The sequence below is a fragment of the Veillonella sp. AS16 genome (genome assembly GCF_000517785.1).
In the GTDB taxonomy this organism is placed as follows: domain Bacteria; phylum Bacillota; class Negativicutes; order Veillonellales; family Veillonellaceae; genus Veillonella; species Veillonella denticariosi.
Genome location: NZ_AZYX01000007.1, coordinates 536,674 through 560,987, shown reverse-complemented (window position 1 = coordinate 560,987; position 24,314 = coordinate 536,674). Strand labels below are relative to the sequence as shown.

Below are 24,314 nucleotides of genomic sequence, written 5' to 3'. Positions count from 1 at the left end.
AATGTGTCTAAGCGGCTGTGGTAATCTAGGTGATACGTATAAGGGGAAAGTTGATTTTATTTAAGAGGATATATTCATGTTAAGAAATATTGTATTGGCTATCGCCGTAAGTGTATTTATCGTATCGCCTGTATATGCCCTTGATATTGATTTACCGGGGGCTGATAGCAGTGTGCCGGCAAATGCTTATATGAATTATAATTATACAGATAAAGCCCTGGAGACCGCACTTTCAGAGAAGGAAGCTGTCGTTACAGAGAGGTTAGATCGTTTACATTACCGTCAACAGGAGAAAGAAAAACGGATTCAGTATAGTACGAATACATTACGCGGTATAAAAGGGCACAGCACTGTGATTCGACTGCACTCGGGTGGTGACAGTATGCGATTATCCATGCCTTTCGCCAGTCAGTTCGGTACATATGATACAGATAAAGAAAGTCAAATGTTGGTGATAGATAATGATCAAGCTAGTTTTTCTATAACTGAAGATGATACACGTAAATTAATTAGGTCTATCAAGGACAATACAGTTGACAATAGTGAAAGTAAATGTTTTTCCTATCAATCGTTACAAAATGCTTTGTGGTTTAAGGAGATAAAACGAACAGAAACGGGTAAAGATATTCATACGACAGGGATTCTGATTACAAATCCAAAGAATCGTGCAAAGGCGTATAGATTAACATTTACCGATGATGGTTCAAGTAAGGCGAGCACTTTCACAGAACACAGTGTAGAGCATTTACTTGCTAATTATATTGTGCCATCTATTCAATTCTTGCCTGATGAAGATGTATACTCTGAAAATAAAGAGTTAAACGGATTTACTTATAAAGCGCCAAAAGGGATACATCAAGACATAAGTTATGATATGAACGATGAAGCAATTCATGTATATACATCAGATGGTTATGGACAAACGGTTACTGTTGATGAGAAGAGTCTCGCCGATAATAGCCTGACCGGACAGTATACTAAAATGCTAGAGTTTATGACAGAGTATAGCATAAACTTAGGTATTGCAAATCCGGAATACGCCGTTGTCTGGAATGATGGAGTACCATCTGTACTGATTGATGCATATAATCCTAATGGTTCATCCCTGTTAGTCATATTTACATATGATGGAAAACGTATGCTTATGAATTGGATTGCCTATGATGTGACTAAAATTAAACTTAGCCATGAGGAAATACGAAACATGGCGGAGTTTGTAAAAGTAAAAAATATGGATTCATATATAAATACAAAGTGGCAACCTCTTTCTGAAGAGTATATGCTTATTTAATCGCACTATTTTTTAATAGTTTTGCGATAGTGTCTTTCGCCATAATTTTGCAGTACAATTTATCGAATATTATATATGGACTCAATTGTCCCGTTTTATGGTTTTTTGTACTTCTGGCGGGATCTATGATTTCTGATAATGAAATTCTAATAGTGGGAACCCCACATATTTCCCAGAATTTATCACGATCTTTGTCCTTTAATTTTTGTATGTGCATTTCTTTTGATGGTGTCGTGTCATCCGGAGCATGACTTTTACCATCCAGTTCTATGATAAACAATGTGTATCCATAGTTATTGACGATAGCGTAGTCGACGCGTTTTTGGGAAATTCTTTGAAAGTTAATAGAGTCGAAATTTTTGTTCTTTTTCCCTGAAACGATGCAGGCGAAGGAAACTTGTGGAAATACATGTACGTTATACGGGGATAGAATATTCAAGAGTGCGAAAAATACATTTTTTTCGCTAAGTGTCTGAATATGGTGAGGCTTATAATACTTAGCGTATTCAGAAATCGGTGCATATGATTCTTGTTCAGTAGACATATTACAAGCTGTATTAGTAGAATCTTTAGCTGTATACGGATCTACGTTAGGTGATACATTTGTTTTGCCAAATATTTTGTAGCACCAATCCAAGATTGCGGGACTTTTGGCGTATGGATTGGATTTCCAGTGAAAGTAAAGATTTAGGTATAAACCTATTGCGATAATAATGAGCAAAATAGAAATAATCGTCATGAATCCCTCTCCTTTATTAATGAATTAAAATCAGTTTGTCAGAGAGAGTTGAAATTTACATGAATTATTGATCCTATTTTTATTGGACAGTAAATGATTAATGCGATGTTGGATATAAATTAAGTAGATGCGCATGAGTAGAATTGCGGTAAGAAATATTATCGATTTAATTCTTCAATAATAGTTATAATATCCTCAGTCTTACGCGCGATATATTGTACGCCTAGTTCATGGTGCAGTGTTTCATCTCGAAAGCCCCAGGTAACGCCGATGCAGAGGAGTCCCGAATTGTTAGCGGTTGCCACATCTACTTCGGAGTCACCGATATAAATGGATTCTTCCGGGGTGGAGTCTAATTCCTTTAGTGCTTGTAATACCATATCCGGCGCAGGTTTGCGCTTTAGGCCGGGACGTTCGCCGATGGCGACGGGTAAACGATCACCAAAATATTCTTTAATTAAGGGGGTTATGCCTTCCTGGATTTTATTTGAAACTACAGCCAGTTTATATCCTTTGGTGCGTAATGTATCCAGCATATCAAGTATGCCCGGGTAGGGGGCTGTGTAATCTTGCAGATGTTCTCCGTAATAGGTTTTGAATTTGTCCAGATAAGTATTGAATTCATCATCTGTCACGGAATCCGGTAAAGATTCGCGCATCAGGTGGGCTACGCCGTTACCGAGGGACGCTTTCACTTGGGAAACCGACCGTTCGGGAAATTTATGTAAGCGCAGTACATGGTTTACGGCATTGCGTAAATCGGTTAATGTATCAAGTAATGTGCCGTCACAATCGAAAACGATAGTTGTATATTTCATAGGAACCTCCGATCTTGAATTTCGTATGTACATAATTATATGATGAATCTATAGAAAATCAAGGTTATTGACCCGTTAAGCGTGTAATTTATGTTACAATAATAAACGGAAATTATTACTGATATGAGGTGTGCTATGACTGAAATACAAGCGCTTTTATTGTTGAAAGCCTCTTTAGAATCCGCTGATATCCATGGTGTTGAATCTATATTGTCCGATGATTGCGAGTATATGTCCACCGGTCGCGGAATTATCGGCCGAAATCGGAGTGAGACGATTGATTTTCTGTCGTCGATGATGGAATCCATCAAGGCGGACCGGGTGCCTGTGAACTGTAATGTGATGCATATTACCGATGTGTATGAAGAGGGGGCATTGTTTGCAACGGGGCGTCATGGTTTATCCGTTTCTTATGAAAGCGGAGATACTTACGTATATATGTTGTTTATAGATGTGAATGACGAAGGTCTGGTTGACCGTATCGTGTCCAGCCAGGAAAATTACAGTATTGCTTATGATACCCTTCGTTTGAATGATGATGAACCGGAATATGCTTTCACCACGGCGCCGACGACGGTGAAAGACTGGATTACGGCCCTCAGCATATGGCTTGAAACGGATAATGTTGATATCGATGATTTTTACCGATATATCGATGAAGATACGCGCGTCGTATTTCAGAAGGGCGATGCTGAATCGATTACACTTGAAAACGGTCTCGATGTGGAGGATTATTTTGATCAGTTGATGAATCAACACTTTGATGCGGTGCCGCATATTATTCGTGACGACGATGATAACCTCATTTTGACATACGGACCGATGAGCCTCATTGCCACACTTAATGAGGACGGTGCATTGGCGTTGATCAGCATTTATATCGATATACGTGACGAAGATGTGAGTGACGAGGTGGGCTATATTGAGGAAGATATAACGGAAATAATCTATGACGACGAAGATATAACAGAAGTAGCCCATGATGACTTCGAATGACTGCATTTAATGAATTGTCATTTATAATACGTATGTCCATAAAGAAAAATACATATGTCTATAAAGAAAAACTACCGGTTGAAATTTTAACTGATGCTGTTCAGCTTATTAGTTAAAATATTCATCTGGTAGTTTTTTTAGGATTAATTTTTAGCGGTAATAGCGCGAGTTTATTGAATAAGTAATTACTGAATAAGCGATTTAGGCTATAACTCTGTTTTCTCTTTGATGAGACCCGCTTTTTTCTTGCGCCAGTAGGAGAGATAGAGCGGCAAGATAACGATACAGCCGCCTAAGCCCCAGAGTAATTGGTTGGTTTGGGCCTGGGCCAACATCCAGATAGATGTGCCTATGGCGATGAACGGAATGATGTAGCCGCCCGGAATGGTGTAAGAGCGAGGCTTATCGGCCCATTTACGGCGGAATACGATAACGGCGATACAAGTCGGTAAGTATTGAGTAAATCTCGATACGGCGCTGATAGCGGCAAGGGTAGTAAAGCTACCGCTCCAAGCTAACAGTACACTGGCGATAGCCGTTACGATAGCTGCCACATATGGTGCATTGTAACGGTTCCGTTTTGCTAATGCAGACGGCAGCATTCCATCTTCCGCCATGGATGTAGCGACACGCGGTGCATAATAGGCTTCCGCAAAGTTAATGCCGCCCATGGAGATGAGTGTACCGATTAATACGACGTACATACCGACCGGTCCGACGATGACGTTGAAAGCATCCTGAACAGGGGCTTTTGTGTTGGCAAGGTCAGTACCTAATACACCGATAGAGACAGCGAGGATCGCCATGTATAATACGGATACAATCAGCATGACCGTAATAATGGCGCGAGGCAGATTCTTTTTCGGATTTTTCATATCCTCTGCAGCGATAGCGATAACTTCAAAGCCCGTGTAGGCAAAGAATAAAAGAACTGCCGCTTGTGCAAAGGAGCCGTCTATATAGGTGTCATTAGGAAATACCGGTGTGAAGTTATCTCCATTGATAAAGAAAATACCGATGGCGATAAACAGAACAAGAGGCACCAGTTTAGAGATGGTAATTAAGTTGTTTACAACCTTAGAAACGGTAACCCCGAAGATATTAACGATAGTAAGTCCAACGATTAAGATAAAAGAAATAGCGTCTTTGGCGAAGTCCCCGCTCAATATTGGAAAGGCTGCGCCGAGTGCTGTTGCAAATCCTACGGCCATAGCTGCCCATGCGATAACGGTAACGACCCATTTTAAAACGCCGACTTCAAAGGCCCAAAAGTCGCCCAGCGCATGCTTGGCGTAAAGGTAAGGGCCACCATTACGCGTGAAAAGGCTGGCCGCCTCCGCGAAGCAAAGTGCGATACAGCCGGCGATAACGGCATCGAATAAGAGGACCCCTAAACTGGCGGAGCCGATGATGGAATAGGCCTTGTTCGGTAGTAGGAAAATACCTGTTCCTACGATTCCGTTTATGCCGAGGAGCACGATGCTCCAAAAACCGAATTTATCGGATGAATTTGACATTTTATTTTATCTCCTTTGCAGCGTTTACGAAAGAGGCGAATACAGCCTTTGCGTGGGAATCTTTTACATGCATCATTTCAGGATGGAACTGCACAGCCATAAACCAAGGTCGAGTCATATCTGTTATCGCCTCGACAGTGCCATCCTTAGCACGACCGATAACGGTCAAGTCATGTCCCACATCCTTCACTGTTTGGTGATGGTGCGAGTTCGTAATCCATGTGGTTGTATCGATGATATCAGCCAGTTTTGAGTGTGGCTCAAGTGTTACGGTATGTGTCGGCAATGAAGGCGTCTGTCCCTGACTATGCTTGATCGTACAGTTCTGATCGTATGATAAATCCTGATATAATGTGCCGCCGCGATGGACATTCATGATTTGACAGCCTCGACATATAGCGAACACAGGAATATTTCTTTCTTCCGCTGCGGAGAGAAGTGCAAAATCAAACTGGTCTCGTGCGGGGAATACGTCGCCGATCTTCTGTAGCGGTTCTTCACCGTAATGGAGCGGATACACATCGTGTCCACCGGTGAGAAGAAGGCCGTCGATGAGCCCCACTGTTTCTTTTGCTACGTTTAAGTCCTCTGTGAAAGGAATGATAATAGGAATACCTCCGGCTTCTTCAACGGAGCGAATGTAATCTTCGTTGACGTAGGAACGAATCAGATCAACATAAGGACCGCTGTTATCACGCATTGTATTACCGGAGATACCGATTAATGGTTTTCTCATAGTTTACCTCGTACAAATAAATATATAAATTTAAGATATTTATAGTATACTGCAAGAACTCCAAATAATCTATAACATATTGTTGAAGTAGGGATTATTTTTATCTTTGGATTTATTAAAAAAAATGGTATGGTATATTACATACAGAATTTGGGAGGTTATCATGGTTTTTCTGACATCGTTACAGAGTATAGTCCCTATTGTATTACTCATATCGTTAGGATATATATTGAAGGGGCGTGGCATGTTTAATCCGTCTTTCAGCGGAAATTTGTCGCGATTTATCATGTCCGTTATTTTGCCGGCAGGCGTGTTCGTATCCGTATTGCATCATTTGCGGACTTCGGATTTATGGGATCTGCGTTACGGGCTCCTGGTTGTAGGTATTACGTATGCCATATCGTACGTCATTGCGTATGTGATGATGAAAGTGCTGAAAGTACCGCCCGGACGACGTGGTATTTTTATCAATATGGTCGTTAATGATAACTGTCTGTTTATCGGATTACCGGTACAGATTGCACTGTTCGGACAAGATGCATTACCGTACTTTTTACTATATTATATCGGCAATACCATATCGGTATGGATGGTGGGGGTATTCCTTATTGAAACGGATCCTTTGCCGGATGTAACGAAAGATGCTTACAGTATCACATCTCCCGACCAATTTAGAAGCACATCCGGGCAGAATGTTCCGTCATCCCGTATTAATGCAGGAAAGGTGCCATCGAAGCGTAAGTTTTCGTGGCGACAATTATTACCGCCTCCGTTGCTGGGGTTCTTTGCGGCTCTGCTATTTTTATTCTTCGATATTCCTTTAGCCCCGATTTTACATAATACGCTAAATTATTTAGGGGACATGGTGACGCCTTTGTCTTTAATTTATATCGGTATCGTATTACATGATGCGGGATTAAAGAGTATGAAGCTGAACAAAGATGCATTGGGCGGTATCGCGGGACGATTTGTCGTATCTCCGTTAATCATGTTCGGTGTCATTTTTTGTCTTACTCATTGGGGCGGTGTAGTAATGACACCCATTGAAATTATTACTTTTGTAGTGCAGTCGGCGGGGCCCGTTATAGCTGTACTGCCAATTGTAGCGAATGAATCCGGAGCGGACGTTCCCTTTGCGACAGGTCTTGTAACCATCAGTACCGTTCTGTTCGTTATCGTTATACCGGTTATCATGGAAATACTGACTATGATAGGCATAGTGGCATGATGGAAAACGTATATTTTATACCATAAAACTATTACATCCTGTTATAGTATAAATTGATTCTCCTGTAAGATTCGTGATCCATTTGCAAAATAAAATTGACCCTCTAATGTCAGAGTTATTTGTCTGACATTAGAGGGTCAATTTATATTATGAAGTTTTATCCTATAATCCGAAGTTTTATATAAATAGTTATCTGAAGAATCTACCGATGAGCGGCATGCCGGCACCGTCGTCTTTATTGAGTCCTTTTAAGAGAACCATGATAATGACGTAAAGGACTAAGCCTTCGATACCGGTGAGTAAGAAATTTACCCACATCGGTAAGATCGCAGATAGGGCCTGGTAGCTCATGTAGATGAGTACGCCCATGATACCGGCACTGACTATGTTTTTCCATAAAATGGAGAAATCGAGGAAGTAGCCCGTATATTTTTTGATATAAATCAAGTTAAGTAAGGCGGCAAAGCCGATATCCGCTACGGTTGCCCATGCGGCACCGCCAATACCCAGTTCAGGGATAGCCGTTAAGTTCCAGTTCAGGATTACCTTGATAATGATGGCGATAGCCATATTGACTACCGGGATTCTCGGCTTTCCGAGCCCCTGTAAAATGCCGGTCGTCACCTGATGAATACCGAGGAAGAAGATGGCGAGCGCTACGATTTGTGTCGCCATGGCAGCCTTCGGTGCATTGTAAATCAAAGTAACCGTTGGTACGGCTAATACATATAACATGACCGTAAACGGTACGGTCGCCATAAAGGATAAACGCATGGAACCGGCGGTTCTGTTGTAAATCCCTTCATGGTCATGCTTTGCAAATGCGTGAGATATGGACGGGACGATACTCGTCGCAAGGGCTGCCGTAATAATCGTAGCCAAGTTGATAAGCGGTACGGCCATACCCGTCAGATAACCGAAGAGCTCCGTTGCTTCATTCATCGTAAAGCCCGCCGCTAATAGTCGGCGAGGTACGATAATCAGATCGAGGTTTGCCGTCAACGGCAACATGATGCTCGCCAGCGATATAGGTAGTGCAAGCCAGATGAGTCTCATCAGGATTTCCTTTGATGATTCCCGCTCTCCCTGATAGCTTTCACCGGTGTCAGGAGCTTTAGGCAATTTATAGTAATAATATAACAGTACCAGGAAGGCACCGAAAGCACCGATTCCGGCACCTAAGCTAGCACCGCCGGCCGCTTCGGGTAAACCGTACGGCAAGAGAATCGATGCTGCACCCAACATCACCACAACCCGTAGTAATTGCTCTACAATTTGGCTAACCGCCGTCGGCGTCATCAATTCGTAGCCCTGAATATAACCGCGGAAGCAGGAAATCCAGGTAACGAAGAAGATAGCCGGCGCCAGCGCGATGATGGAGTAGTAGGCACGGCTTTCCTGAATGATGCCGCTCGAGATGAGCCAATCGGCGCCGAAGTACATGGCGAGACTGGCGATGAGCCCCGTAATGGTGAGCATCGTAAAGGAAAGGTTAAATACTCGCTTAGCCCCCGTATAATCGTTGAGGGCTAACCGTTCTGCCGTCAAAATGGAGATGGCAATAGGCACACCTGCGCTTGAAACTTGTAATAGCAAAAGATAAATAGGAAAAGCCATCTGGTAGATTCCGATACCTTCACCGCCCAAAATGCGGGAGAGGAGAATCCAGTTGATGCTGCCAATGGCTTTCACAACGAAACCGGCAATGGTGAGGATTAATGTTCCTTTTAAAAATCCACTAGCCATAGATTATAGTTTATGAGAGGAACCTAACACGTTCTTGATTTTGTGTGCTACCATGCCTTTAATAGCGTCACGAGCAGGTCCTAAATATTTACGAGGGTCGAATTCGGAAGGATTTTTCGCCAGGTATTCGCGAATGGATGCGGTCATAGCCAAGCGAAGGTCCGTATCGATATTGATTTTGCAAACGGACATGGTTGCCGCTTTGCGAAGCATATCTTCCGGCACACCTTGCGCACCGGGGATGTTGCCGCCGAATTCATTACATTTGGCAACGAATTCAGGTAATACGGTGGAGGCACCGTGCAATACGATAGGGAAGTTAGGCAATAATTCGCCTACTTTTTTCAAACGGTCGAAATCAAGGTATGGGTCGCCTTTAAATTTGTAAGCCCCGTGGCTTGTACCGATGGCGATTGCCAGGGAGTCAACGCCTGTGAGTGCTACGAATTCAGCGGCCTGTTCAGGATCCGTGAAACGAGCATCCTTGTCTGCTACGTTTACGTCGTCCTCAACGCCTGCTAAACGTCCCAATTCCGCTTCCACTACAACGCCGTGAGCATGAGCATATTCGACAACTTGTTTCGTAATCTTAACGTTTTCATCAAAATCGTGATGGGATGCGTCGATCATAACGGATGTGAAGCCGCCGTCTACGCAGTCCTTACAGATTTCAAAGGAATCGCCGTGGTCAAGGTGAAGGGCAATCGGTAAATTGCTGTCCTCCAAAGCCGCTTCAACGAGTTTTACGAGGTAAATGTGTTTCGCGTACTTGCGGGCCCCTGCGGATACCTGCAAGATGAGAGGGGATTGTTCCTCTTTTGCGGCATCCACGATACCCTGTACGATTTCCATATTATTTACGTTGAAAGCACCAATAGCGTAGCCGCCTTCATAGGCTTTTTTAAACATTTCTGTAGTCGTTACTAATGGCATGATATCCTCCTTGGCCGTAGGCCTGCATGTGAATTTCATTAATAGTGTGTACATAATGGCCACACATATTAATTGAATTTGATTATGAAAATGCACCTGACATTCTATATCAATCAAATTTAGTATATCAAGAATTATACTAAAGGGACAACAGTTTTTGCATAACTTATGCATTAACTTTGTATTATTTCGGGTTGAACAGCTGTTTCAATCAGTTGCCCCGATCAGTTGCTTCATATCGGCCGGAACCGGCGTATGTAATTCCAGCCACTCATTCGTTAAGGGATGGTGAAAGCTGACGCACGATGCATGCAGCGCCTGTCGTTTAATGCAGTATAAGTGCCCGCCGTATAAATCATCCCCTGCCAGCGGAAAACCCAAATGTGACAGATGTACGCGAATCTGATGGGTTCGGCCCGTGTATAGCAGACAGCGTACATGGGTATGTGACTGAAGCCGGGGAGCGCCCGTTGTGATACGGTTTATCACTGTTATATCCGTTCGCGCCGGTTTTCCCGACAGTGTACATTGTCGTTCGATGATGCTGCCCGGCTTTCTGCCGATGGGCCATCGAATCGACATATAATCGGTAAAGACAGAACCTTCTACGACGGCGTCATAGGTCTTGAGAAAGTCTATATGCTTTCTGTCGAATTCATTCTGAACCACCGAAGTTTTGGCGATGATGACGATGCCCGAAGTGTCCTTGTCGAGACGGTGCACCGGATGAAAGTCGTAATGCTGGTTGCTTTCACTATAATAGTGTAGGACTCCGTTGGCGAGAGTGCCGTCCCTAACCGTTGATGTGGGATGCATGAGTACCCCCGGCGCTTTGTTGATGACCAATATATATTCGTCTTCGTAAACGATGTCCAACGGCATCGGCGTGAGATTAAAACTCTGCTGCGGCTCAATCTCCATTACGAGATGATCACCGCCGTGAACGAGCGTGTCCCAGGTGGACGGTTTGCCGTTTACCGTGATGATACCGTCATTTCTCAACTTGCGTCGCATGCGCTGTGAGATATGCTGTTGTTTGATGATGTGATTCATAGACTGCGTATGCACGTTGTCGTCTACAATTAAATCGATAATCGTTGCTTTACTCATATATGTATTATAGCAGAATTCGCTTGTTATAATAGAAAAATTTATGAAGACTTAACATATATTGATAATGCTTTCAGTTGTCAGCTTAAAATTACATATTGTATAATATTATTATTTTATAGTGTCATTCTATAGTTATATAGATTATCTGTGTGATTATTTTGTAAAAGGAGAGGTTTATGAAACTCAATAAAAAATCACTACTGGTCGCTTGTGTCTTGGCGACTATGTCTGCAAGTGCACTGGCAGAAACAACTACGACTACTACGGTTACAAATAGTAAAACAAAAACGACATCGGATAGTAATACAGTGTCTAATTCAAGTAGTCAGACTGACTCTACCGGTCATGTTACTGTAACTAATCAAGATACGCCGAATTCCACGATGACTCGTATAACGCGTGAGCAAAATAGTACAACTGTGTCTCGTTCTAGCAGTACAACAGTAGGTAAGACCTCTAGCAAGACTGTATCTAAATCTGTAAGTACAACTACGAAGGAACCTTCTGGTCGTACAAAGAATACATCTGTAGGTGTTGGTGTAGGTATTGGTCGACTTGATACATTTCGGCCGATTTCCGGTGCTGTAAAACAACCGCCGACAGCTGTAAAAAAAGCGATGAAGGTTTTAAAAGATGATTCTCTTATAAAACAAGGTTATCTGGGTCTTGTAAAAGAAAAAGGTAAATGGGGGATTGTAGGTACTGATGGTCAGGTTGTACTCGTACCGACTTATAAAACTATAGATGCATCCGGTAAGAAAGATGGTACATTTTTCGCTGAAGAAAGCAAAAATAAAATAGTTCATATAAAGGCTGATGGGACCGTATTACAATCAGGTAAAGAAGCTCAAGAGGCTTTATATAATGACAAAAAGGAAAAATCTGCTGCGGTTAAAGAATTAAACGATTTTGATCCTAATGACATTCGTCAAGCATACCCAAGTGATTCCTATGTATCTTTTACTGAAAAAGGGAAATTAGGATTTAAAGATGCCGGCGGTAATGTAGTGATTCAGCCACAATTTAAAGCTATTCCAAATGTGAATCCTAAGTTTAGCGAAGATCGTGCTTTTGTAAAAGCTAATGGCAAGGTTGTAGCTATTGATGGTAAAGGTAATGTGGTATTTGCGGCTCCGTCTAATGAAGTATATCCTTATAAAAATGGTTTGGCTGAATATCGTCGCAAGGTAAGTCACTTTGGCTTAGGTGGTATTTTGGGACTTGTTGGTATGGGCTACCTATATAATCATGGTGGTGTATACCTTGATGGTCTTGGCGGTCTTGTAGATGATGGTATGAAACGTGGCTACATTGATCGCAATGGTGTTATTGTTATCGATAGTAAAAATGACTATGTATATCCTATGGAAGAACATGGTACATTGGTTCGTAATGAAGGTAAACTGGGCTTTATGAACCGCAAGGGTCAATATATAATCCAACCCGGTAATTATGAAGCCGGTACTATAGATATGAATAATGTCTTGTTGACGCTAAAAAATAAAGATACAAATAAGTATGGTATTTTTGATATGGAAACAGGAAAACAAGAAGTGCCGTTTAAATATGATACGATTGACTTTATCGGTGAACACCAGATGTCCGTTACAAATGATACAAATCGTTACGTTGTAGATATGTCTGATGGACGTATTATCTATAAAGGCGATAAATCTATGAATGTAAAATCTTTCATAGGTGACACGTATACTTGGGTATATAATAAGGACGGTAATTATAAAATCTTGTCTCTTGACGGTACACTCACAGAAACTCCGATTATGCATGATATTTCCGGTACCGATAGCTTCTCGCACGGTTACAGTCCTGTAAAAATCAAAGGTAAGTGGGGCGTTATTAATGCTAAAGGTGAACTAGTTGTTCAACCTATATATGATGAGGTTACAATTTTATAATCTGAAATAAAAGACTGCATTCGAAAGAGTGCAGTTTTTTATTTCAAGTTATAATAGGAAGATTTATTAAAAACAGTGCACTAGAATAGTTATAAATTTGAGAGTCCATTAAAAATTCATGATATGATATACTGAATTTATAATGTATAGTTATATGTTTTGTTTGTTTTTGGAGGTAAATATGAAATCTTCTAAAGCAGTTCTAAAATTTCTTGTTGTAGGGTGTATTAGTGTAGGGTGTTTGACTCCTTCGGCTATTCATGGTGAAAGTATTACTGGGCAAACTATGACTGATAATTCTCTCATTAAAACAGAAATGCCATCTGGAGTAAAAAGAATTCAACTTTTAAAGAATGATGATCAATCGGGAACAGTGCGTGCAACCTCAGTTATTAATGGACATGCTTACATTCCTAAGGATACAAAAATTGAATTAGAATTAGTTACTCCTATTAGTTCTAAACGAAGTAAAGAGGGGAATACATTTAGATTAAAAACCTTAGAAAATCTTCTGATTAATGATGTTGTTGTAATTCCTTCTAATCAAGAAGTATTAGGTACGATTACTAAAGCTAGAAAGAATGGGATGTTTGGACGCAAGGGGAGATTAGAATTTACTATTAATGAAATTAAGACTGTTAATGGTGTATCTGTACCTTTAGATGCTGAAGTAAAAGGTAAGGGGCATTCCGATAATGGAGCTGTTGCAGTAGCAGCTGCAGTTAGCTTAGTGGGTGGATTGTTTATGAAGGGGACTAATATATATTATGAACCAGGCCAAAAGTTTGTGGCTGTTGTAGCCGCTGATACCGATTTGAACACAACTGTAGAAGACTTGCCTAATGCTATGAATCCAAATAAGCCTTCAGGTAACAATATTATTTTACCAACAAAATGATATAAGAAAAAATATATTAATAAATTATGCATACCCGTAAATAATAGGTTATATATTATTTACGGGTATTATATTTGTTTTATTATTTCCAGTATAAGATTTGTTGATTTAAAGTATATAAATTAGCTTTTAAAATTTCATGTTAAAAACATCGATAAGACAATCAAAAAAATCGATTTACCTAGAAAATATAGGTGTTTTACGTTATAATTATAAAGACGTATTCTGCATTGGTGAGACTATATTTATTGTATTGAAAATGTTTTTGACTGGTACTATAGTTTTAATATTTTCTTTCTATCAAGTTTGATGATTTATATAAATAGGGCTTTCACAGAGAATACAAGGATGATGAAAGTAATGCTATGAACCTTATGTCCAACGGGTTCAGGTGTAGGAGGTATAAAATGGCTAAAGATTGTTCCTTTGATGTGGTGTCCGAAGTGGATATGCAGGAAGTGGATAACGCGGTAAATCAGGCGAAGAAGGAAATCGGTACTCGTTATGATTTCCGCGGTTCCAAGGCGGAAATCAGTCTTGAAGGCGACACCATTAAAATTGTCGGTGATGACGAATACAAATTGAATGCCATTATCGATGTATTAAAAGGCAAGATGGTTAAGCGTAACGTTGCGATTAAGAATCTTGATTACGGCAAGGTGGAACCGGCTGCGGGCGCTACCGTTCGCCAAGTGATTACCATTAAAAAGGGTATTACCAAAGAAAATGCCAAAGAAGTGGTAAAATCGATTAAAAATATAAAATTGAAGGTACAGGCATCTATTCAAGAGGATCAGGTACGTGTATCCGGCAAGGATAAAGATGATTTGCAAGCGGTTATTCAAATGTTGAAACAGTTGGATATTCCTGTTGAACTGCAATTCGTAAATTTCCGTTCCTAATTACATGTGTCCATGATAGGGCGTGCTCGATTCTTTTGATCTGCTAACCCTATCGGTGTAGGAGGCCTTATGAGAGTAGAGGACATGAAAGGTGGGTATACCACGGGTTCGTGCGCTACGGCAGGTATGAAAGCTGGTTTATTGGCCCTCTTAGATAACAATATTGTGGAACAGGTGGTCATTGAAAATCCGCAAGGCCAGTATATTCAGGTGCCTATTAAAGCAGTAGAGGTTTTATCAGATACATCTGCCAAGGTAACCGTAATGAAAGACGGCGGTGATGATCCTGATGTGACCCATGGTAATGATGTGGAAACGACGGTAATCCTTGATGATTCCGGCGAGTTACAATTTCGTGCCGGCTTTGGTGTCGGCACCGTAACGAAGCCGGGTCTTGCTATGCCTCCCGGTGAACCGGCCATCAATCCTGGGCCGCGGGCGATGATGAAAATCGTCTTTGATGAACTGTGTGTGCGTGGTCAGGGTGTGACCGTTACGGTCAGCGTTCCAAACGGAATTGTTCTTGCGAAGAAAACACTCAATCACACCCTAGGTATTGAGGGCGGTATTTCTATCATCGGTACGACGGGTATCGTTAAACCTATGAGCGAAGAGGGATTCAAGAATTCTTTAGTTCCTCAGTTAAAGGTTATGAAAGCGAACGGCTGTGAAACGGCGGTTCTCGTGCCGGGACGAATCGGACAGGACTTAGCGGAGCAGGTGCTGGGAATTCATAAGAATCAAATGGCGGAAACCAGTAATTTTATCGGCTTTATGCTGGAACAGGCTGTACATATCGGCTTTAAACGCATCCTGATTATCGGGCATATCGGTAAGCTAATCAAGCTTGCAAGCGGTAGTTTCCATACACATAACCGCATGAGTGATGGCCGTATGGAAAGTATCGTGGCTTATGCTGCGCTGGAAGGGGCATCACAAGCGGTATGCGAAGAACTGTTCAATTGTCAAACGACGGAGTCCACGTTCCCTATACTGGAGCGGGAAGGTCTTACCGGAGTTTACCAACGCGTGGTGGACCGGGCGTCTTTGCGCAGTGAGCGTTACATAGCGAACGAAGCTGAGGTGGGCATCATTATTACTACCTTGAAAGGGGAAATTCTGGCGATGGATAAGCATGCCAAAGAGATAGGAGAGCTTGAACAATGGCACATACCTTGTATATCGTAGGCATTGGACCGGGCAATCCTGATTATGTGGTGCCTAAGGGTCTTAATTTAATTAAACATGCTACGGTTCTGGTGGGCAGTGAACGGTCTTTAGAGGACTTTCAGGAGCCGGGACAAATTACATATCCCGTAACGGGAAAACTCAGTTTACTGTCTGAACAAATTGAGCATGAGCTCAATGACCATGATGTGGTCGTGATGGTCAGCGGTGATACGGGTTATTACAGCCTGTTGCCATATTTAAAGAAAAAATTTACCGCTAATCCGATTGAGGTCGTACCGGGCATCAGTTCGATGACATTTGCCTTTGCGCGGCTCAATGAGATGTGGCATGATGCGGATCTGATGAGCTTTCACGGGCGCCAGCCGGCACCGGAACAGCTCGTCTACAAAGCAGGGAAAAAGATGGGATTTTTGACGGATCCCGAATATAATCCGGCGCATATTGCGCGTATTTTAATTGATGGGGGATGGCCGCCTGAAACGCGTGCAGCGGCCCTTGAGCGATTGAGCTACGACGATGAAAGAATCGTAGACTCCACGCTGGAGGTTTTAACTGAGCTGGAAGGCTTCGGTCATTCTGTTATGGTGGTACTGGGATGAGACATTTTTTTGGAATTCCTGATGAGGAATTTATTCGCGGCGATGTGCCCATGACGAAGTGCGAGATTCGCAAAGCCGTTATGAATGAGGCGCGCATCGAGGAAGATAGCATCGTGCTTGATGTAGGGGCAGGGACCGGATCGATTTCTATCGAAGCGGCTTTAGCTGCACCGAAGGGGCATGTTTACGCTATTGAGCGATTTGATAAAGGCATCGAGCTGATTCATGAGAACATGAAGAAGTTCAATGTGAATAATATGACCGTCATTAAGGCGAAAGCCCCTGAAGGCATGGAGGATTTACCGGAACTTGATGCGGTTATTATCGGCGGCAGTGCCGGCGGCATGGGCGCTATTGTGGATGAGGCACAGCGCTTATTGAAGGTTGGCGGTCGTCTTGTTGTGACGGCGGTAACGATGGAAACCGGTTACACCATTTTGAAGGAACTGAAAGGACGTCCTTTTACCTACGAAGGGTACCAGATGTCTATCAGTCGCTATCGCAAGGCGGGTCCGTATCATTTGCTTGATCCGTTGAGTCCGATTTTTATCGTGTCAGCGACGCGTATCGCAGAAGGAGAGTAATATGGTTGATGTACATATCGTCGGTGCAGGACCCGGAGATCCGGAGTTAATCACGCGCAAAGGGTATCGTTTGGTTCAGGAGGCGGACGTTGTCATTTACGCAGGCTCCTTGGTAAATCCTGCTATTTTAGAGGCTTGTAAACCGACATGCGAAATTCATAACAGTGCTACTATGAATCTTGATGAGGTATTGGCCGTGATGAAAGCAGCTGTCGAGGCAGGAAAAAGCGTGGTTCGCCTTCATACGGGTGACCCTGCTATTTACGGCGCTATTCAGGAACAGATGGATGCCTTGGCCGGCATGGGTATTACCTATGAAGTCGTGCCCGGCGTAAGCTCATTCCTTGCAACGGCGGCGGCATTAAAACAGGAATATACATTGCCGAATGTATCTCAAACGGTTATTATTACGCGCATGGAAGGCCGTACACCGATGCCTCCGAAGGAAAAATTACGCATGCTTGCCGCCCATGAAGCGACTATGTGTATTTTCCTCAGCGTACAGATGCTCGATAAGGTCGTGGAGGAACTCATTGAGGGCGGCTATGACAAGACGACGCCTGTGGCTATCGTGGTGAAAGCATCCTGGCCGGATCAGCGTATTATTCGCGGTACCTTGGAAACCATCGCGGAAATCGTGGCTAAGGAAGGTGTATTGCGTCAGGCTATGATCGTGGTAAGTCACGTGCTGGATAGTGAATATGAACTATCTAAACTGTATGATAAAGGCTTCGCTCATATGTACCGGAGCGCAAAAGACTGATGAAAAGCAAAGCTTTTGTATCCGATATGAGTCCGGGTGAAACAAAAACTATACAGCAAACCGGATTGGCAGATATATCCATGAATGGTAAGCATCAAATGAAGACGGCGATTTTGTCCGTTTCGGAGCGCGGCGCTCTGTTGGGGCAACGCATTAGGTCTTTGGTGGCACCTCATGCGGATTGTTATGAAAAATCGAATCGTGCTTCCGGCGGAGAGGCAATCTATTTTGATTCCCTGAAAAATCATATCGGGCGGATTTTCAAGGATTACGATCAGGTGCTATGCATTATGGCCCTTGGCATCGTAGTGCGTATGATTGCCCCTTATATTGAGCACAAATCTAAGGATCCCGCTATTGTTGTGATGGACGAGGCGGGACATCATGTAATCAGCTTGCTGTCGGGGCATCTTGGCGGTGCGAATGAATGGGCACAGGCCATTTCATTAGCTATCGATGCGGATCCTGTTATCACAACCGCAACGGATGTAAACGGGTTGCCGGCACCTGATGTGTTGGCACGCCATGAACATCTGTTGGTGGATGACTTTCAAACGCTTATCAATGTAAATTCCGCCATTGTCGGTGGAACGCAAGTCGATTACTATATCGATAGCGGTTTAGTCGATGCCGAGCATTTGAAAGACTCCACACAACAACATATCGGTAACCATGGCGTGGTGTATTTGGTGACCGTCGAACAGTTGATGGATAGCATAAACGGGTTTAATTTCCGCGTTGTCATAACCGATAAGGTTATCCCCGAGCATCCGGATCAACTGATTCTACGTCCTCGAACCTATACGATGGGCATCGGATGTCGTCGAGATACGCCGAAGGAGCTCATTTTAGACGCCATTCATTCTTCATTGGAGGAACACCAGCTTTCACCAAAGAGCATCGTAACAGCCGCATCTGTTATCGTAAAACAAGATGAAATCGGCCTGTTGGAGGCCGTTAAGGAGTTAGGGTGGCCCATTGTATTCTATACACAGGATGAGATGGCACCGCTCATTGAAGAACAGGAATTAATTGAATCAACATTTGTAAAAGGAACAATAGGAGTAGGAAACGTATGCGAAACAACAGCACTACTGGCGGCCAGGAGCCGAACATTAATACAACACAAAACGGTGTATCCCAAAACAACAATAGCCATTGCACAGGTAACATCAAGGTAATAGGCATCGGTCCGGGCAATGCGGAGTTCATGACGCCACAGGCGCGTGAAGCCATTCTGGCATCAGACCGCGTGGTAGGTTACTTGACATATCTCGATTTGATTGAGGACTTAATCAAAGGCAAGGAAACTGTGGGAACGGCGATGATGCAAGAGGTGGACCGTTGTCAACAAGCGGTTGATCTCGCTGTAGAAGGGCATCAGGTTGTGGTAGTATCCTCCGGTGACTCCGGCGTATACGGCATGGCGGGGCTTGTGTTGGAATTGGCTAATAAAGTGCCTGCAGACAAACGCCCTTCCGTAGATATCGTACCGGGTCTCAGTGCTGTAAACGTAGCGGCATCTGTATTGGGTGCGCCGTTGATGCATGACTTTGCGGTGATCTCCCTAAGTGATTTGATGACTCCGTGGGATCTCATCAAAAAACGTGCTGACCTCTGTGCACAAGGGGATATGGTTATTTCCCTGTACAATCCGCGCAGTAAAAAACGCGTAACACATCTTGATGAAGTTCGCGATATCGTTCTTAAATATCGTGATCCTAAGACACCGGTCGGCATCGTGCAAAAAGCGGGGCGTGCCGGTCAACATATGATTATTTCCGATCTTGAAAACTTTACAAATGAAGAAGTGGATATGCAGACTCTCGTTATCATCGGCAACAGCCAAACATATGTTGAAAATGGCCGCATGATTACACCTCGAGGCTACAAATTATGATATGGGTCATCGCCGGGACTTTGGATGGACGTACTTTAGCGGTAGACATTCAGGAGCGGACCGGTGAAGATGTACTGGTTACCGTGGTGAGTCAATATGGGGCGGAATTAGCCGCCCATAAAGGCATTACAGTTCACACGGGACGCCTTGATCAACAGGCTATGCAGAATTTAATCGCGGAACACGATGTGCGTTTATTGATTGATGCCAGCCATCCTTATGCGGCTATCGTAACGTTAACGGCTCAGGATGCGGCGAAGGCGATGGATATTCCGTTCGTTCGTTTTGAGCGCAAAGAGGTGCCGTTACCGGATTACGATAAGTTGCATATCGTAGCGGATGAAGTGGAAGCGGCAAACCTGGCAGGCCGATTGGCAAAAGAAAATAACGGTCATGTGTATCTGACGACCGGCAGTAAGACGATGCATATCTTTGCCAAGTCTGAAGCTTTACAGGATTGTGAAGTATGGACTCGAATTTTACCGACTGCAGAGGTGCTAACCATGATGGAGGACCTCAAGGTGAGCCCGAAGCGCATTGTTGCCGTACAGGGCCCGTTTTCGTACGATATGAATCGCATCATGTTCCATGATACGAAGGCGAGCGTGGTGGTGATGAAAAACTCCGGTCTCGTCGGTGGAGCGGATACGAAACTGCAGGCCGCCATGGACCTTAATATCCACGTTATTGTTATCGACAGGCCGCGTGTGACCATCGAAGGTCCTATGATTTCGTCGAATGAAGAATTTTTTAATTTATGGGAGGACACTAATGGATTACGTAAAAAATCCTAAAGCCATTGAAGATAAAAGTATGGAAATCATTTACGATTATGTGAAGGATTTGGGGCTAAGCGATGATGAGATTCGCGTTGTATCCAGAACGGTTCACGCTTCCGGTGACGTGGAATATGCGCAACTCGTTAAAATGAGCCCTGATGCAGTACAAAAGGGCATCGAAGCGTTAGATAAGGGTGCTGATATTTATACTGATGTGGAAATGGTACGCACCGGTATCTCCAAACCGGCTCTTAAGCTTCGCGGTAATGAAGTACATTGCCTCATCAAGGATGAAAATGTGGCTAAGATGGCGAAAGAATTAGGTGTTACGCGTTCTATCGCCGCTATGCGTACATTCGGTAAGCAATTAGAAGGCCAAATCGTCGCTATCGGTAATGCACCGACTGCACTTTACGAAGTATTGCGCCTCGCTCTCGAGGAAGGGGTAAAACCGGCTCTTATCATCGGTATTCCTGTAGGCTTTGTGGGGGCGGCTGAATCCAAAGATTACCTTATGGAGGTGTCCCCTGTACCGTATATTACCGTAAAAGGCAACAAGGGCGGCAGTCCTATTGCTGCATCCGTTTGTAATGCATTGCTTTATACAGATGTGAAGCGCAATGACATGCTCTTTGTAGAAGGTAAACAAGAGAAGTAAACTATGGGCACTGTAACTAATCGTAAAGCATTTCGTATGCTTGTTATGATTATTCTGCTGGTTGCCGTCGTATCCAGCATGATTTTTTCGCTATTGTACGGTTCCACATATGTGTCGCTACAGGATATTTGGCAAGCCCTTACATCTTCGGAGCTGACATCAACTTCATCTCAAATCATTTGGAATATACGGCTTCCTCGTAATATTGTGGCCGCCTTTGTAGGCGCGTCTCTCGCCGTATCCGGTGCTATTTTACAGGCGGTCATGAAGAATCCTCTGGCAGATCCTCAGATCGTAGGGGTATCATCGGGGGCGGGTCTTGCGGGCGTTATCGTTCTGATATTATTCCCCGGCTATGATTATATCGTTCCTTTAGTAGCCTTTCTGGGTGCTATGGGGGCGGCGCTTATGGTCTACGCATTGGCCTGGAAAAACGGCATCAGACCGAGTCGAATCATTTTGGCCGGCGTGGCCGTAGCCGCTTTCTTAGGTTCCGGTATTTCGGCGCTCCTCGTATTTTATGGAGACCGTGTACAAGGCGCATTGCTTTGGATGGTAGGTGGCTTATCGGCTCGCAGCTGGCCTCAGGTAGAGGTATTATTCCCGTATGCCACGGTGGGTCTCATCTTGGCCTGCTTAGGTGCAAAGCGTCTCACTATATTGAGCTTAGGGGATGAAACGGCGAAGGGGCTGGGCCTTAAGGTTGAGCAAACACGGTTTGTGATGACCGCCGTGGCCGCTCTTTTAGCTGCCGGTGCGGTGAGTATTGCGGGGCTTATCGGTTTTGTCGGCCTTGTGGTACCTCACATGTTGCGCCTGATTATCGGCAATGATTACGCATACTTGTTACCGGGATCTGCCTTGCTTGGGGCTCTTGTATTAGTCGTGAGCGACACGGTAGGGCGCGTTATCGCCAGTCCTATTGAAATTCCCGTAGGCATCATCATGGCTTTTTTCGGGGCACCGTTCTTCTTGTATTTGTTGAGGAGGGATAGATGATGAATCATAACGGTGCTGCGATCAGTGTGGAACGATTAAATATTATTCTAGGCGGTCGCCATATATTACATGATATTTCTTTCGCTATTCCGAATCATGAGATTACAGCCCTCATAGGTCCCAACGGTTGTGGTAAAAGTACGCTTTTACGGTCTATTATCGGTCATGTGAAAGCCGATTCCGGTAACGTATTGATTAATGGGAAAGTGCTCGGAGACTATTCACAGAAGGAATTATCAACGTACATGGCATTTTTACCGCAGGTACCGGATATGCCGCGCGATATGACCGTTGAGGAACTCGTTTATTGCGGTCGCTATCCCTATCAGTCGTGGTGGAAGAATACGGCAAGGGAGGATCGTCTTGCTGTGGATCGGGCACTGGAGATTACGAAGACATCCCATCTGAGACACCAAATGATGCCGTCCTTGTCGGGCGGGGAGCGGCAACGCGTGTGGATTGCGATGGCCCTTGCACAGGAACCGCAGTTGCTCGTTCTGGATGAACCGACGACCTATTTGGATATCAATCATCAATTGGAAATCATGGAATTATTAAAACGGCTCAACCGTGAACAGCATATGACGGTCCTTATGGTGCTGCATGATTTGACGCAAGCCGCACAATACGCCGATTATATGGCGGTTATCAAGGAAGGGCATCTCGTAGTCGATGGAGTTCCGCAGGATATCATGACGGAACAGTTGCTGTTAGACGTCTTTAAGGTGCGTGCTGTCATCGAAGATAGTACGGATAAGCCTTATGTAAAAATCCAAGGATTGGCATAAGGATAAAAGTAAAGATTGTTCTTATACCTTATAGGACAAAATGTGTTGTTTTTAATGCCGATGCAGTTAGTAAATAACTATGTGCATCGGCATTTTATCTTTTGAATCAATTGTAAAAATCGGGTTATAGGACAAAACGTGTTGCAAATTTAATCCCATGAATTGAAAAAGATCAGGCAAGATATGTTGCAAAAAAGGTGATAGTGAAATAATACATATTTCACTACCACCTTTTTATTTAGTGTCAGAGTGTATAGAATTGATTTGCTTTAAAATGTTACATCTATCCCGTAGGCTTCTTTTACAAGCTTAGCCATTGCTTCCGGTGTATTGAGTCCCGGATTTAATAGGAATAGTTTAGACGGTAAGTATACAACGCGATTATTTTGTACCGCTTTCAGATTATTCCATGCAGGGTTGCCTGTCATGGCCTGTTGCATCGCCTTTGTAATTTCCTCTTCCTTGCCCATGGTTACGACAAAGATAATGTCCGGGTCATCTTCCGCCAATGTTTCCAACGAGTAAGGAACGGTTTTATCAGTGGTAGCCTTATCAAGATGAGCGGAAACGACATTTGTCATACCCAAATCTTTGACCATAGAGGCGGTAATGGCTGCATCTGTTTCTGCCGTAACACCTTTACCGGTAGCGCGTAATACGGCTACGCGTGCAGGTGTCTGATCTTTGACGGCATCCTTAACGCGTTGAATGTTACTTTCATAAGTCGCAACTAATGCATCGGCCTTATCCTGGTGATTGGTGAGGTTACCAAGGAATTTGATAAGAGGTACATTGTCCTTGATACCTTCGTAACTAACGAGTACCGTCGGAATATGATTGCTGTTTAAGACGGATTCGTATTTTTTATGCTGTGATTCGAGGCCCAATACAAAATCAGGGTGCAGGCTGAGCAGTTGCTCTATATTAATATTGGCCGTCTGACCTAATACGGGCAATGCTTCTAATTCCGGAGGCAATGGATCCGTTGTGCTGACACGGCTGATGGCTTTACCGTCTACCGCATATAGCATTGAAAGCAAAGAGTTCGATAGAACCGCAATTTTTTCCGGATGTGCCGGTACGGTATAGGTTGTGCTGTCTAAAGTAATATCACGTGTATCTGCGGATGGTGCCGTAGAGGTCTTTGTACATCCGCCCAGTACCATGAGTAAACTTAATAATACTGTAGCGGCAATCCAAATGCGTTTCATAATAACTCC

At 43.5% G+C, this 24,314-nt stretch carries 24 protein-coding genes; 16 read left to right on the top strand and 8 right to left on the bottom strand.

Annotated features, from left to right (window positions below; all coding sequences use genetic code 11):
- Positions 1-76 precede the first annotated feature (76 nt).
- On the top strand, positions 77-1,291 hold the full coding sequence (locus HMPREF1521_RS02790) for a hypothetical protein (protein ID WP_038115530.1): 1,215 nt from the start codon (positions 77-79) through the stop codon (positions 1,289-1,291).
- Here HMPREF1521_RS02790 and HMPREF1521_RS02785 read toward each other — a convergent pair.
- Together HMPREF1521_RS02785 and HMPREF1521_RS02780 are read right to left on the bottom strand one after the other, a co-directional pair.
- The gene (locus tag HMPREF1521_RS02785; protein ID WP_038115527.1) at positions 1,284-2,030 is read right to left on the bottom strand and encodes a DUF2726 domain-containing protein; all 747 of its coding nucleotides are present in this window, start codon (positions 2,028-2,030) and stop codon (positions 1,284-1,286) included. The two genes, HMPREF1521_RS02790 and HMPREF1521_RS02785, sit on opposite strands and share 8 nt — an antisense overlap.
- A 158-nt stretch (positions 2,031-2,188) precedes the next feature.
- Complete coding sequence (locus tag HMPREF1521_RS02780) at positions 2,189-2,848, bottom strand: HAD family hydrolase (protein ID WP_038115524.1); 660 nt, start codon at positions 2,846-2,848, stop codon at positions 2,189-2,191.
- Positions 2,849-2,983: 135 nt separating this feature from the next.
- Here HMPREF1521_RS02780 and HMPREF1521_RS02775 point away from each other — a divergent pair, with 135 nt between their 5' ends.
- Complete coding sequence (locus tag HMPREF1521_RS02775; protein WP_038115522.1) at positions 2,984-3,844, top strand: hypothetical protein; 861 nt, start codon at positions 2,984-2,986, stop codon at positions 3,842-3,844.
- A 206-nt stretch (positions 3,845-4,050) separates the two neighbouring features.
- Here the strand turns inward: HMPREF1521_RS02775 and HMPREF1521_RS02770 are convergent, their stop codons facing one another.
- Positions 4,051-5,361, bottom strand: a complete 1,311-nt coding sequence (locus tag HMPREF1521_RS02770) for an APC family permease (RefSeq protein ID WP_038115519.1) — start codon at positions 5,359-5,361, stop codon at positions 4,051-4,053.
- A 1-nt stretch (position 5,362) separates the two neighbouring features.
- Complete coding sequence (locus tag HMPREF1521_RS02765; protein WP_038115517.1) at positions 5,363-6,097, bottom strand: gamma-glutamyl-gamma-aminobutyrate hydrolase family protein; 735 nt, start codon at positions 6,095-6,097, stop codon at positions 5,363-5,365.
- A 163-nt stretch (positions 6,098-6,260) separates the two neighbouring features.
- On the opposite strand from HMPREF1521_RS02765, the gene HMPREF1521_RS02760 reads away from it, so the two are divergent.
- The gene (locus HMPREF1521_RS02760) at positions 6,261-7,325 is read left to right on the top strand and encodes an AEC family transporter (protein ID WP_038115516.1); all 1,065 of its coding nucleotides are present in this window, start codon (positions 6,261-6,263) and stop codon (positions 7,323-7,325) included.
- Positions 7,326-7,514: 189 nt separating this feature from the next.
- Here the strand turns inward: HMPREF1521_RS02760 and HMPREF1521_RS02755 are convergent, their stop codons facing one another.
- From HMPREF1521_RS02755 to HMPREF1521_RS02745, 3 genes are all read right to left on the bottom strand, one after another.
- The gene (locus tag HMPREF1521_RS02755; RefSeq protein ID WP_038115514.1) at positions 7,515-9,071 is read right to left on the bottom strand and encodes a polysaccharide biosynthesis protein; all 1,557 of its coding nucleotides are present in this window, start codon (positions 9,069-9,071) and stop codon (positions 7,515-7,517) included.
- Between the two features lie 3 nt (positions 9,072-9,074).
- Positions 9,075-10,004: a class II fructose-1,6-bisphosphate aldolase gene (gene fba, locus HMPREF1521_RS02750; protein WP_038115512.1), complete on the bottom strand. Its 930-nt coding sequence runs from the start codon at positions 10,002-10,004 to the stop codon at positions 9,075-9,077.
- A 207-nt stretch (positions 10,005-10,211) separates the two neighbouring features.
- Entirely contained in the window at positions 10,212-11,114 is a 903-nt protein-coding gene (locus HMPREF1521_RS02745; protein ID WP_038115510.1) for an RluA family pseudouridine synthase, read from the bottom strand.
- A 179-nt stretch (positions 11,115-11,293) separates the two neighbouring features.
- Between HMPREF1521_RS02745 and HMPREF1521_RS02740 the strand changes: the two genes are divergently transcribed.
- The 13 genes from HMPREF1521_RS02740 (at position 11,294) to HMPREF1521_RS02680 (ending at position 23,094) form a co-directional block, all read left to right on the top strand.
- Complete coding sequence (locus HMPREF1521_RS02740; RefSeq protein ID WP_038115509.1) at positions 11,294-13,033, top strand: WG repeat-containing protein; 1,740 nt, start codon at positions 11,294-11,296, stop codon at positions 13,031-13,033.
- A 181-nt stretch (positions 13,034-13,214) separates the two neighbouring features.
- Positions 13,215-13,931 (top strand): hypothetical protein, encoded by a 717-nt coding sequence (locus HMPREF1521_RS02735; protein WP_038115507.1) that lies wholly within the window; start codon positions 13,215-13,217, stop codon positions 13,929-13,931.
- A gap of 407 nt (positions 13,932-14,338) precedes the next feature.
- Positions 14,339-14,833, top strand: coding sequence for a YajQ family cyclic di-GMP-binding protein (locus HMPREF1521_RS02730; protein ID WP_038115504.1), 495 nt, complete (start codon positions 14,339-14,341; stop codon positions 14,831-14,833).
- Positions 14,834-14,902: 69 nt separating this feature from the next.
- A complete protein-coding gene (gene cbiD / locus HMPREF1521_RS02725) occupies positions 14,903-16,021 on the top strand; it encodes a cobalt-precorrin-5B (C(1))-methyltransferase CbiD (RefSeq protein ID WP_038115501.1) in 1,119 nt (372 codons plus the stop codon).
- Entirely contained in the window at positions 15,997-16,623 is a 627-nt protein-coding gene (cbiE, locus tag HMPREF1521_RS02720) for a precorrin-6y C5,15-methyltransferase (decarboxylating) subunit CbiE (protein WP_038115498.1), read from the top strand. The genes cbiD and cbiE overlap by 25 nt, the downstream gene beginning before the upstream one ends.
- The gene (gene cbiT / locus HMPREF1521_RS02715; RefSeq protein WP_038115496.1) at positions 16,620-17,207 is read left to right on the top strand and encodes a precorrin-6Y C5,15-methyltransferase (decarboxylating) subunit CbiT; all 588 of its coding nucleotides are present in this window, start codon (positions 16,620-16,622) and stop codon (positions 17,205-17,207) included. Before cbiE ends, cbiT begins: the two co-directional genes overlap by 4 nt.
- A 1-nt stretch (position 17,208) precedes the next feature.
- A complete protein-coding gene (gene cobM, locus HMPREF1521_RS02710; RefSeq protein WP_038115494.1) occupies positions 17,209-17,970 on the top strand; it encodes a precorrin-4 C(11)-methyltransferase in 762 nt (253 codons plus the stop codon).
- Positions 17,971-18,050: 80 nt separating this feature from the next.
- Positions 18,051-19,151, top strand: coding sequence for a cobalt-precorrin 5A hydrolase (locus tag HMPREF1521_RS02705; RefSeq protein ID WP_051435743.1), 1,101 nt, complete (start codon positions 18,051-18,053; stop codon positions 19,149-19,151).
- A gap of 29 nt (positions 19,152-19,180) precedes the next feature.
- Positions 19,181-19,870 (top strand): precorrin-3B C(17)-methyltransferase, encoded by a 690-nt coding sequence (cobJ, locus tag HMPREF1521_RS02700; RefSeq protein WP_038115492.1) that lies wholly within the window; start codon positions 19,181-19,183, stop codon positions 19,868-19,870.
- On the top strand, positions 19,867-20,664 hold the full coding sequence (gene cobK / locus HMPREF1521_RS02695) for a precorrin-6A reductase (RefSeq protein ID WP_038115490.1): 798 nt from the start codon (positions 19,867-19,869) through the stop codon (positions 20,662-20,664). Before cobJ ends, cobK begins: the two co-directional genes overlap by 4 nt.
- Entirely contained in the window at positions 20,642-21,307 is a 666-nt protein-coding gene (locus HMPREF1521_RS02690) for a precorrin-8X methylmutase (protein ID WP_038115489.1), read from the top strand. Before cobK ends, HMPREF1521_RS02690 begins: the two co-directional genes overlap by 23 nt.
- Before the next feature lie 3 nt (positions 21,308-21,310).
- On the top strand, positions 21,311-22,306 hold the full coding sequence (locus HMPREF1521_RS02685; protein WP_038115488.1) for an iron ABC transporter permease: 996 nt from the start codon (positions 21,311-21,313) through the stop codon (positions 22,304-22,306).
- Positions 22,303-23,094, top strand: a complete 792-nt coding sequence (locus HMPREF1521_RS02680) for an ABC transporter ATP-binding protein (protein ID WP_071991525.1) — start codon at positions 22,303-22,305, stop codon at positions 23,092-23,094. The genes HMPREF1521_RS02685 and HMPREF1521_RS02680 overlap by 4 nt, the downstream gene beginning before the upstream one ends.
- A gap of 269 nt (positions 23,095-23,363) precedes the next feature.
- Here the strand turns inward: HMPREF1521_RS02680 and HMPREF1521_RS02675 are convergent, their stop codons facing one another.
- On the bottom strand, positions 23,364-24,305 hold the full coding sequence (locus tag HMPREF1521_RS02675) for an ABC transporter substrate-binding protein (RefSeq protein ID WP_038115486.1): 942 nt from the start codon (positions 24,303-24,305) through the stop codon (positions 23,364-23,366).
- Positions 24,306-24,314 lie beyond the last annotated feature (9 nt).

What these genes read in the sequence shown, in the direction of transcription:
- HMPREF1521_RS02790 (WP_038115530.1), top strand. Translation starts at nt 77, where the DNA reads ATGTTAAGAAATATTGTATTGGCTATCGCCGTAAGTGTATTTATCGTA.
- cbiT (WP_038115496.1), top strand. Translation starts at nt 16,620, where the DNA reads ATGAGACATTTTTTTGGAATTCCTGATGAGGAATTTATTCGCGGCGAT.
- cbiE (WP_038115498.1), top strand. Translation starts at nt 15,997, where the DNA reads ATGGCACATACCTTGTATATCGTAGGCATTGGACCGGGCAATCCTGAT.
- HMPREF1521_RS02745 (WP_038115510.1), bottom strand. Translation starts at nt 11,114, where the DNA reads ATGAGTAAAGCAACGATTATCGATTTAATTGTAGACGACAACGTGCAT.
- cobK (WP_038115490.1), top strand. Translation starts at nt 19,867, where the DNA reads ATGATATGGGTCATCGCCGGGACTTTGGATGGACGTACTTTAGCGGTA.
- HMPREF1521_RS02760 (WP_038115516.1), top strand. Translation starts at nt 6,261, where the DNA reads ATGGTTTTTCTGACATCGTTACAGAGTATAGTCCCTATTGTATTACTC.
- HMPREF1521_RS02735 (WP_038115507.1), top strand. Translation starts at nt 13,215, where the DNA reads ATGAAATCTTCTAAAGCAGTTCTAAAATTTCTTGTTGTAGGGTGTATT.
- cobJ (WP_038115492.1), top strand. Translation starts at nt 19,181, where the DNA reads ATGACGCCACAGGCGCGTGAAGCCATTCTGGCATCAGACCGCGTGGTA.
- HMPREF1521_RS02740 (WP_038115509.1), top strand. Translation starts at nt 11,294, where the DNA reads ATGAAACTCAATAAAAAATCACTACTGGTCGCTTGTGTCTTGGCGACT.
- HMPREF1521_RS02765 (WP_038115517.1), bottom strand. Translation starts at nt 6,097, where the DNA reads ATGAGAAAACCATTAATCGGTATCTCCGGTAATACAATGCGTGATAAC.
- HMPREF1521_RS02675 (WP_038115486.1), bottom strand. Translation starts at nt 24,305, where the DNA reads ATGAAACGCATTTGGATTGCCGCTACAGTATTATTAAGTTTACTCATG.
- fba (WP_038115512.1), bottom strand. Translation starts at nt 10,004, where the DNA reads ATGCCATTAGTAACGACTACAGAAATGTTTAAAAAAGCCTATGAAGGC.
- HMPREF1521_RS02755 (WP_038115514.1), bottom strand. Translation starts at nt 9,071, where the DNA reads ATGGCTAGTGGATTTTTAAAAGGAACATTAATCCTCACCATTGCCGGT.
- HMPREF1521_RS02730 (WP_038115504.1), top strand. Translation starts at nt 14,339, where the DNA reads ATGGCTAAAGATTGTTCCTTTGATGTGGTGTCCGAAGTGGATATGCAG.
- cbiD (WP_038115501.1), top strand. Translation starts at nt 14,903, where the DNA reads ATGAGAGTAGAGGACATGAAAGGTGGGTATACCACGGGTTCGTGCGCT.
- HMPREF1521_RS02685 (WP_038115488.1), top strand. Translation starts at nt 21,311, where the DNA reads ATGGGCACTGTAACTAATCGTAAAGCATTTCGTATGCTTGTTATGATT.
- HMPREF1521_RS02780 (WP_038115524.1), bottom strand. Translation starts at nt 2,848, where the DNA reads ATGAAATATACAACTATCGTTTTCGATTGTGACGGCACATTACTTGAT.
- HMPREF1521_RS02770 (WP_038115519.1), bottom strand. Translation starts at nt 5,361, where the DNA reads ATGTCAAATTCATCCGATAAATTCGGTTTTTGGAGCATCGTGCTCCTC.
- cobM (WP_038115494.1), top strand. Translation starts at nt 17,209, where the DNA reads ATGGTTGATGTACATATCGTCGGTGCAGGACCCGGAGATCCGGAGTTA.
- HMPREF1521_RS02785 (WP_038115527.1), bottom strand. Translation starts at nt 2,030, where the DNA reads ATGACGATTATTTCTATTTTGCTCATTATTATCGCAATAGGTTTATAC.
- HMPREF1521_RS02705 (WP_051435743.1), top strand. Translation starts at nt 18,051, where the DNA reads ATGAATGGTAAGCATCAAATGAAGACGGCGATTTTGTCCGTTTCGGAG.
- HMPREF1521_RS02680 (WP_071991525.1), top strand. Translation starts at nt 22,303, where the DNA reads ATGATGAATCATAACGGTGCTGCGATCAGTGTGGAACGATTAAATATT.
- HMPREF1521_RS02775 (WP_038115522.1), top strand. Translation starts at nt 2,984, where the DNA reads ATGACTGAAATACAAGCGCTTTTATTGTTGAAAGCCTCTTTAGAATCC.
- HMPREF1521_RS02690 (WP_038115489.1), top strand. Translation starts at nt 20,642, where the DNA reads ATGGATTACGTAAAAAATCCTAAAGCCATTGAAGATAAAAGTATGGAA.